The 9,388-nt window shown below is 47.9% G+C and carries 9 protein-coding genes; 3 read left to right on the top strand and 6 right to left on the bottom strand.

The features are described 5' to 3' along the window. Positions 1-175: 175 nt before the first annotated feature. The 6 genes from F9K33_16025 to F9K33_16050 form a co-directional block, all read right to left on the bottom strand. Positions 176-670: a GAF domain-containing protein gene (locus F9K33_16025; protein KAB2877609.1), complete on the bottom strand. Its 495-nt coding sequence runs from the start codon at positions 668-670 to the stop codon at positions 176-178. Positions 671-726: 56 nt separating this feature from the next. Continuing rightward, positions 727-3,063 (bottom strand): PBP1A family penicillin-binding protein, encoded by a 2,337-nt coding sequence (locus F9K33_16030; GenBank protein ID KAB2877610.1) that lies wholly within the window; start codon positions 3,061-3,063, stop codon positions 727-729. A gap of 34 nt (positions 3,064-3,097) precedes the next feature. Then, the gene (locus F9K33_16035; protein KAB2877617.1) at positions 3,098-3,577 is read right to left on the bottom strand and encodes a GNAT family N-acetyltransferase; all 480 of its coding nucleotides are present in this window, start codon (positions 3,575-3,577) and stop codon (positions 3,098-3,100) included. Positions 3,578-3,610: 33 nt separating this feature from the next. Beyond that, entirely contained in the window at positions 3,611-4,222 is a 612-nt protein-coding gene (locus F9K33_16040) for a UbiX family flavin prenyltransferase (protein ID KAB2877611.1), read from the bottom strand. 123 nt (positions 4,223-4,345) lie between these two features. Then, complete coding sequence (locus F9K33_16045) at positions 4,346-5,392, bottom strand: radical SAM protein (protein KAB2877612.1); 1,047 nt, start codon at positions 5,390-5,392, stop codon at positions 4,346-4,348. 194 nt (positions 5,393-5,586) lie between these two features. Beyond that, positions 5,587-6,177, bottom strand: coding sequence for a hypothetical protein (locus F9K33_16050; protein KAB2877613.1), 591 nt, complete (start codon positions 6,175-6,177; stop codon positions 5,587-5,589). Positions 6,178-6,359: 182 nt separating this feature from the next. Here F9K33_16050 and F9K33_16055 point away from each other — a divergent pair, with 182 nt between their 5' ends. The 3 genes from F9K33_16055 to F9K33_16065 all read left to right on the top strand — a co-directional run bounded on the left by F9K33_16055 (position 6,360) and on the right by F9K33_16065 (position 9,355). After that, on the top strand, positions 6,360-7,496 hold the full coding sequence (locus F9K33_16055) for a phosphodiester glycosidase family protein (GenBank protein ID KAB2877614.1): 1,137 nt from the start codon (positions 6,360-6,362) through the stop codon (positions 7,494-7,496). 88 nt (positions 7,497-7,584) lie between these two features. Continuing rightward, the gene (locus F9K33_16060; GenBank protein KAB2877615.1) at positions 7,585-8,805 is read left to right on the top strand and encodes a HAMP domain-containing histidine kinase; all 1,221 of its coding nucleotides are present in this window, start codon (positions 7,585-7,587) and stop codon (positions 8,803-8,805) included. Positions 8,806-8,902: 97 nt separating this feature from the next. After that, positions 8,903-9,355, top strand: a complete 453-nt coding sequence (locus F9K33_16065; protein KAB2877616.1) for an ACT domain-containing protein — start codon at positions 8,903-8,905, stop codon at positions 9,353-9,355. Positions 9,356-9,388: the final 33 nt, after the last annotated feature.

Below are 9,388 nucleotides of genomic sequence, written 5' to 3' on the forward strand. Positions count from 1 at the left end.
CGATACCTACGTAAAAGTGTTGTCCTTTAAAACTTAAATTTGAGGTTTGTGTTTCCATGATAAGTTCTCCATTTTAAATTTAGAAGAAACTTATCAAAACACCGACTCATTAACATAATGTCTCAGATTGAAGGGTTCTCTTCCATTTGTGAGCCAACCCGATAAGCACGTTTTTTTATAACAAAAGATTCGTTCGCTGGCAGAAAATTCCGATAAACGTCTCCAGCCCTAACTTATCTTCTTGATCAAATCGGCTTTCCAACGGACTGTCAACATCGAGCAGGCCGATCAACTTGTTAAATTTAACGATCGGAATAACGATCTCGGAATTCGATGCGCTGTCGCAGGCAATGTGGCCGGGGAATTCGTGAACATTTTTTACAATCACGGTTTCTTTTTTCTGCGCGCAGGTTCCGCAAACGCCTTTTCCTATCGCGATGCGCACGCAGGCCGGCCTCCCCTGAAACGGGCCTAACACAAGTTCGTCGTGCCGGTTAAAATAAAATCCTGCCCAATTGACGTCCGGAAGCGTGTGATAAAGCAACGCCGCGGCATTGGAGGCATTGGCGATAAGATCGCGTTCTTCTTCGATCAGATACTGCAATTGCGTATGTAGATGTCTGTAGCATGCTGATTTTGTGGCGAAGTGCTGTGAATTTACGTCAAACAAGATTAACTCCTGAAACTAATTGCGTTCTTTGCGTCCTCTGCGGCTACATGTTTTTTTCAAAACCCCACGCCTTTTTTCTTTTTTCCGGATTTGCCGCCGGTGTGAATCGGACAATGATCCGTCGGCTGAAATTTAGCGTTAAAAACCTCTTTGATCTTTTCCGGGCAAGAAGTATGGGCCAGTTGTCCCGATTCCTTACATATTTCCAGCCGTACGACGCCCGGCGGCATTTCAAAATCCTCCACCGGTAAATCCATATCTTTCAGCGCATGCGCCATGAATCGCCCCCAGATCGGCGCCGCCGTTACTTCGCCGGGGTTTTTACTTCCGAGATTAAATTCATACGTATCGAACCCGACCCATACGCCCGTCACCATCTGCGGGGTAAATCCGATATACCATCCGTCGGACCACTTCTGGGTCGTACCCGTTTTTACGCCGGCCGGCCTTTCAAATCCGTATGCGCGCGCATATTTGCCCGTTCCCCATTCAATACTCGACTTCATCATATCCGCCATGATGAAAGCCGTTTCCGCGCTCAACACTTCTTTGTATTTCGGCACATGCTGATAGATCACGTTGCCGTCACGGTCTTCAATTCTCAAAATGGAAACCGGCTCCACACGTATTCCTTTATTCGCAAACACGCCGTACGCGGAAACAATCTGAAGCGGAATGACATCCGAAACGCCCAGCGCCAGGGCGTCCACAGGCATCAGCGGCGTTTCGATGCCCATTTTCTGTGCGTAGGCAACGACTTGTTGCGCCGGAACAATCTCCTGCATCAGACGTATCGCCACGAGATTAAGCGAGCGGGCAATAGCGTCACGTAAGGTCGTCGGGCCGCCTCGTTTGCCGTCATAGTTCTGCGGCGTCCAGCGTTTCCCGTCTTCCATGATCAGCACCACATCCTGATTGAGTAATTTAAACGCCGGTGAATAGCCGTTATCGATCGCAACGGTGTACAGGAACGGTTTGAACGTAGATCCGGGCTGGCGCGCGATCTGCGTCACATGATTCAGTTTATATTTATTAAAATCGCGGCCGCCGATCATCGCGAGAATGCGTCCGTTGGTCGGATCGATCGCCACGAGACTGGCCTGCACAGTGCCGTAAAATTTACATAACGAATCCACGCTGCGCGGATTCTGCAGGAGTTTGTGAATGGTCTCCGAATCCACGCCTTCTCTTTGAAGGTAACGTGTCAGGTAAGGTTTTGCATTCGCCTTGACAACGCCGGCCCCGAATTTGTCCAAACCGATAAATTTTTCCTTGACGCTTTCCTGATATGCGTTCTCCGCAGCGTTCTGCGCGCGTGTGTCGAGCGTCGTAAACACGCTGAGCCCGCCTTCGTAAATGTTGAATTTCAGACTGTCCTGCATAGCTTCCAGTTCCTGCCGCACGTGTTCCGAAAAATAAGGAGCCACGCCGACGATTTCCTCTTCGCGTGTGGTGGTCAACACTACTTTCCTGGGTTTAGTTTCGTCATACTCCGCTCTGGATATAAACCCGCAGTCAAGCATTCGTTTTAGCACGATGATTTTCCGCCGGTCGGCGGCGTCGGGGTTTCTCACGTAATACGACGGCGCCTGCAGATGGCCGATCAGGTAAGCGCTTTCTTCCAACGTGAGGTCCGCCGCATCCTTACCGAAAAAGTTCTTTGCCGCCGCCTGAATGCCATAGGCATCATTACCGAAATACATGTGCGTCAGATACATTTCAATGATTTCATTTTTCGAATACGTCTTCTCAATCTGAATGGCGGTTAGAATTTCTTTGATCTTGCGCGATAAAGTTTTTTCAAAATCGAAGTACAGATTCCGCGCAAGCTGCTGCGTCAGCGAACTGAATCCTTCTTTCGAACTCAGGCTGGCGGTATTGACCATGGCCGCTTTGACGAAGCGGATCATGTCCACGCCCCAGTGATTATAAAATCGATGATCCTCGGTAGCCAGCAGCGCATTCACTACGTTCTTAGGCATCTTGTGGAACGGCACGCGCGTGCGGCGTTCCTTGAAAAACTCCTTGATGACCTTGCCGTCGGCGGAATATACTTTAGTGGAGAGTTTCGGCTTATACACTTCCAACTGCGCGATGGAAGGCAGATCGCGGCTGAAGTATATTGCAAAAAAACCGATAATAAAAATTCCGATAACCAGCGCCATTCCAAAAAGACGCACAGCGCGACGCCAAGGGTTCACGGCCGCTTTATTCAATTTTTTTGATGAAACCGACCGATGAGGTTTAACGGGATATTTGGAAGTCTGGTTCAATGAAGTTTTAGACAAGGTTTCGTCGACAATCTTTTTCTTCGGCAACAGATTTTCTTCCGGGTTTTCAGACTCGTTATGCTGAAAATCATCCGTCGCCGATTCGCGTTTTTTTCTTAACATTATGATCTACCGGTCCCTGAGCTAAATAACAGGATTAAACCGTTGACAAGCGCCACCATATCATAGGGTCAACCGTTTTATATTTTGAAAAATTATTTTTTAAAAGCGTTTTGTGAGACGGAAGATTTGCCTGATCGGTTTGAGCAACAATCGTTCGCACGTCCGGCTGATTTTTAGCCCATGACACCATTCCGCCGATTGTTTCGGTCATATACCCGTTATTTTGAAATTGCGGTTCCGTACCGTAGCCGATCTCCACTTCGCCCGCGTCATTAGGCTCGCCGGTAAAAAGAAGTCCGGCGACCATTTTGTTTTCCGATTTTGAAATGACCGTCCATAACGTGTAATATAAATAATTCTTTTTCGGATCGCCCACATTAGGCAGAATCGATTTCTCAAAAGCGTCCGCCAGTTCCGGCGACAAGCTTCTTGGTGAACGGTTCAGTTTCAAATCGTCCTCCCATGAGTAATCCGCCTTCACGTATTTATTTAACTGTTCCAATGTCAGCGGCATGATCCGGAGCCGCTCAGTTTCGATAATCACTGCTTAATTTCCCCAATCGTTAAACAGCCCATGACCTTCGATTCCGAGTAAATTTAGTACTCGACCCGTTATAAAATCCGCCAGGTCGTCCAGCGATTGCGGTTTCTGATAAAACGCCGGCATGGCCGGTACGATCAGGGCGCCCGCCTGTGAGAGCTTCAGCATATTTTTAATTTGAATGCTGTTCATCGGCGTCTCACGCGGAACGACGACCAGCGGAAACCGTTCTTTGAGCGCGACATCGGCGGAACGTTCGATCAAATTGGCCGCCGCTCCGTGCGCCAGGGCAGACATCGTTTTCATGGAACACGGCACGATCACCATACCGAGCCTGCGGACGGAACCGCTCGCCATCGGCGCGGAAATGGAATCATTGGAGTAGGTTTTAATGCTGCCTTTCATGACGGATGGGCCGAACTTTTTCTTCAAAAATGCTGAAATGTCTTCCTTGTCAAGGTTGGCATCCATTTCAACTTTAAATGTGATCTTGCCCGCATCCGATACGATAAAGTCCACCTCGAATGTATTCATCATCAAATACCGCAAGAGCCTTACCGCATAAAGCGCACCGCTCGCTCCCGTCACGGCAACCGTTAAACGTTTATTCATGTCAATCTGTCCCTTCTATAACTCCGGCAAATATACTTGAAATTATTTTCTTAATCAATCAGACCTGTGATAAAATACGTTAAGCGCAGAGGACGCAAAGAAACTCAACAGTTAGCGCCGTTTTTGAAATCACAATTCTATGCGCCGCGTATTACGAAGTTTCTGAATATTTCCGACGGCTTGGGAAACCGATTTCGGCCTAACGAGAAGATATCGCTGGGTATAACACGTCGTCCAGCAGCCTTCGCAATGGCTGTATTCATCGAGGCGTTTTTGGTATTCGTAACCGGAAAAAATATCCTTCAGGCTTTGATGGAACACATTGCCGATCGGATTGCCTTTACACAAATGCACATCGCCGTTTTCCATAATGGTCGTACGCGTGGAAAGATATTTCGATTCTACGAACGGACACCAGTTGAGATTTGGATTATCCACATACGGGGCGATGCCTTCGACAAACGAATCGAGATTCATAATATCCGGATTGCCCTTCAGGAACTTGACCAGTTTGTTTAACCGTTCGCCCGGCCGCACAACCATGGTGTCGTCGTATCGTGTGGAAAAAGTTAACGTGTGGTATAATCCTATCGTGGATTTCCACCCGAGTTTTTTTACGTGCGCGATAATATCCGGTATCTGTTCCATATTTTTATCGCTGATCACCGTATTGGCGTACAAAAGTGATTTCTTTTTCGATTTTTTTTGTATTGACCGCCGCATTTCGGAAATCATTTTCATTCGATCCGTCACGGTCGTGTCGTAATCTTTACATCCGCGCAGTTCATCTCCGATCGCACCGAATCCGTCAAACGACGTTTGGATGTGCATTCCGTTTTCCAAACAAATGCGCGCGGCCGGTTCGATCATTTCCGGTTTATTGTAAAGGCCGGTGACGAGCGTTGTAGCGTATTGAAAAGTGCGATTGGCCTCCATCATCATTTCCGGTAAGGCTTCCACGACGGTCGTTTCACCGCCTGAAATAAATCCGACATAAGCTCCATAGTCGCGCAGATTGGCCATCACGCTTTTAAATTCCTCCAGTGACATCGTGTGCGTATTTTTAAAAGGAATGACGCACTGCAGGCAGCGCTGCGTGCAGACGTACGTAATACGCACTTCCGTGCTGGAATTAAACGGACGTTGATGCGCGAGATTATTTAGAATTTTGAACAAGCAGCCTCCCTTTTGTTTAAAGAAAAAAACTTCAACCGCAAAGTGCGCAAATAAATCAGAATAAAAAGTCTCATCGCACTTGGCTTCATTGCGGTTATCCCCATCTTTAGCTACAGAAATTATCGCGGCATCAAAATAAACGCCCCGCTCCGGATAAACAGAACGGGGCTTAAGGATAAAAATTTCAATTCATACTAAAAATAAAACAACACGCCGCCGCTGAAATACGACGCATCCTGGTCGTTGATATTGGCTCCGACTTCGCCTACAAATGCCACTTTCGCTTTAAAGGGAATATGAACTCCGCCGACCAGCGTGTAGACATTGTCTGCTTGAGACGGATCGAGCAATACTTTCATATTCAGGCCGCCGTACAGAGAGAACGTGCTGAAACGATTACCTACCATACCTGAAAAATCCAATCCGCTGCCGGCATCTGAATTGGAGAATCCGCCTCCGCGCACCGTAAGGCCTACTGCACCGGGGCCGTCATAGAATACCTGGTATTCTACGCTGCCGCCGAAATACGTTTCGCCGCGGTTAAATCCGAGATCGCCGTTGAGTTCAAATCGCGGCGCCAGTCCGTAGCGAACATGGCCGAGCACGCCGAAGGATTTCGGGCCTTTCAAATAATTCTGTGCTTCCGCGCCGATCAGAAACGCGCCTTGTTTCATCACCGCCGCCGGCCCGAAGTAACCGCCGGAACCCGCCTGGCCTCCGTCGCCTGCAAATACATTAACCTGTAAAACCGCAGCTGCAAAAAAAGCGAAACATAACTGTTTCATCGGTTTCTCCTTTAGTTAAATGATACTCAATGTGGTATATTTGTTTTTTAAGCTGGCGATTCAACATAACAAATAATCGTTTTTTTTGCAAATGATATTCATGAAAAGACCTGAGGCGGCTTCCGAAAAAGACCTTGAAAATAAGGCAATTTATCGCGAATATTTCTTTCACAAAATGAGGAATGAAATTGCCTGTGATTCGTTTTTTTCTGGCCGCGACGGTACTGGTGAGTTCCTGTACGTCGGAAGATGTTCGTAAATCAAATTTTGTAACCGAGGGTTTTCGGTACACGATGATACAGCAGAGCGCCGGCCCGAACGTGATTCACATTTTTGAGATCGACCTGAAAAACCCGCTGCTGGAAATCGACGCATTCAAGGCGGGCCATAATATACGTACGACCAGTTTGCTTTCCCAGATCGTCGAAGCGCCCGGACAGGAAAATGTCATCGGCGCGGTTAACGGCGATTTTTTTTCCAAGGAAGGCTATCCGTCCGGTGCGCAGGTGCATGACGGACAAATTCTCAAAAACGCAGCCGATGCATGGTACGCGCTCGGGATCACCAGTAAGAACCAATATTTTATAGAACCGATTTCTTTCAGAGGAACGCTGATCATCAATTCCTTTACGAATCTGGCCATTGACGGATTTAATAAACCGCGCCAGGCAAATGAATCTGTTTTGTACAATAATTTTTTTGGTTCGCAAACCAACACCAACGTGTACGGCGCGGAAGTAACCCTTAAAGCGAAATTTTCCGGCAAAAGCGTCGGCGACACGGTTCGCGGCATTGTTCTGGCGGTGGACAGCGTGTCGGGAAATAATCCGCTGACCGATTCGACGGTCGTACTTTCCGTTCACGGAGAAGACAAGATCAAACTGGTGCGGCGGATGTTCGCAGGACAGATCCTGGAAATTGTGATTCGCGCCGATCTGCGCGAGGACAAAATTCGCACGGCTATAGGCGGATTTCCTTTTCTCGTTAATAATAAAAAAAATCTCATCACGGATAATCCTGAGGCCACGTCTGATTTTTATATTAAACGCTCCGCGCGCACGGCCGTGGGTATCGCCGATTCGGTTCAAAAACTATACATTGTTTGCGTCGACGGCAATCAAACCAATTACAGTTCCGGTATGACGCTGAACGAACTGGCGGACTGGATGATCGGATTGGGATGCGACCGGGCTCTAAATTTGGACGGCGGCGGTTCCACGACGATGATCGTTCGCGGCCAACTGGTCAACAGGCCGTCGGACGGGGCGGAAAGGCCGATTTCAAATGCGCTGCTGATCCGCCAAATCCAACGCCCCTAACGGCATGGCACACGGATGACACCGATTTAACAGATTCACACTGAGATAATTTGTAAACTTTCGGAATTAGAGAATCCACTAAAGTTACATGACAGAACCAACCCGACAAATCAGAACCGTACGTAATCCGTACCATCTGACCGTTAATTTCAAAAGCGGCCTTTTTGTTCTCGCGCTCGTCATTATATTCGGCGCGCTGGCGTACACGCAGTTTCTTGTGGAACGGCTTCGCGACGATTCGCGCCACATCGTAAAAATATATACGCAGATCATTGCGCGGATCGGGCAGGACGATCCGGAGGGCGAGTACAGTTTTATTTTTGATGAGATCATTAAGCGTATTGAATTTCCGATCATCAATACCGCGCCGGACACCACCATTCTTTCGTGGCGCAATATTCCGGGCATCGTCGGCGATACGCTCACGGCGGAGGCTGAGAAGAAACTCAAAAAGGTGATCGCTGATATGGACATTGACAATGCGCCCATTCCGATTCTATATGAAAACACAACGCTCGGTTATATACATTATGATACGGACAGCAAGCTGATCCGTCAGTTGGCCTGGCTGCCGGTGATCGGCATCGGCGTGGTCGGCGCATTTATTCTGATCGGGTATATCGGATTCAGCAATATCAAACGGAGCGAACAGCGCAGCATCTGGGTTGGTATGGCCAAAGAAACCGCGCATCAGCTCGGCACGCCGCTTTCCTCGCTCATGGGATGGGCGGAATTGCTTCGCGGCGAAGCGGAAGGACGTGAATCTACCTTGCGTATTATCGGCGAGATGGAGGTGGACATTAAACGGATCGACCGCATCGTCACGCGTTTTTCACAGATCGGCTCCGCATCTGATTTGAAACAGCACGATATGATCCCGCTGTTATCGGAATTAGCGCAGTATTTCCGCACGCGTATGCCGCAATTGGGCAAAACGATCACAATTGAAGAAGTGTATGAGACTAATGCCACGCCTTTTATCAATGCGCAGCTTATCGCGTGGGTGATTGAAAATATCATTAAGAACGCCGTGGATGCCATAGACACGCAGGAAGGAAGGATCAAAATTCACCTCTCGCTGCAAAACGGCAGCGTCTGCCTTGATATCTCCGACAACGGCCGCGGGATCGAACTGAAAAACTTTTACAATATTTTTCGCCCGGGATTCAGCACTAAGAAACGCGGATGGGGGCTTGGACTAAGCCTTGCTAAACGGATCATCGAAGATTATCACAACGGCAAAATATTTGTCAAGGACAGTAATATAAATCAGGGAACGACCATTCGGATCCAGCTTAAAAAAGGTTGACCGGTTCCTTTTAGCCTTTTACGTCTGTTGTTGTTTTTACTCTTTGAATTCTGGCTTTAGATTTTTATTATCAGTCAACATAGTTGAGGAGCGGTACATGGCCATCACAGAAGAACAAATTCGATCCATCGTTGAAGAAACCAAAAAACAACTGGGCCCGCAGGCAAGCGATGAAGTCATAAAAACTGTCGTACTCGAAACCATCCGCCGCTTCGGATCGGACGAAGGCAAATACGTCAGCGAACATCCCAGCACTTTCAAATATCTCAACAAAACCGAAGGACGTATCATCGTCACTGCGTTCGGCAAGAACCAGCCGGGCGTAATCTCGAGTATTTCGCATGAACTGACCAATTGCAATTGCGATATACTCGACGTGAGCCAGAAGATCATGCAGGAATTTTTTACGCTCATCATGCTGGTTGATATCAAAAACGCGATCTGCCCCTTCGGCGTGATCAAGGAAAATATGGCGAAGATCAGCGAAAAAATTGGTATCCGCATTCTCGCTCAGCACGAAGACGTGTTTAAAGCAATGCACCGTGTATAATGAATAATGAGTAATGAATAATGAGTAATGAAT

The organism is bacterium (assembly GCA_008933615.1).
Lineage (GTDB): Bacteria > CLD3 > CLD3 > SB21 > SB21 > SB21.

Coding starts and splice junctions, on each gene's coding strand:
- F9K33_16030 (KAB2877610.1), bottom strand. CDS start 3,063: ATGTTAAGAAAAAAACGCGAATCGGCGACGGATGATTTTCAGCATAAC.
- F9K33_16035 (KAB2877617.1), bottom strand. CDS start 3,577: ATGCCGCTGACATTGGAACAGTTAAATAAATACGTGAAGGCGGATTAC.
- F9K33_16050 (KAB2877613.1), bottom strand. CDS start 6,177: ATGAAACAGTTATGTTTCGCTTTTTTTGCAGCTGCGGTTTTACAGGTT.
- F9K33_16055 (KAB2877614.1), top strand. CDS start 6,360: ATGAAATTGCCTGTGATTCGTTTTTTTCTGGCCGCGACGGTACTGGTG.
- F9K33_16060 (KAB2877615.1), top strand. CDS start 7,585: ATGACAGAACCAACCCGACAAATCAGAACCGTACGTAATCCGTACCAT.
- F9K33_16065 (KAB2877616.1), top strand. CDS start 8,903: ATGGCCATCACAGAAGAACAAATTCGATCCATCGTTGAAGAAACCAAA.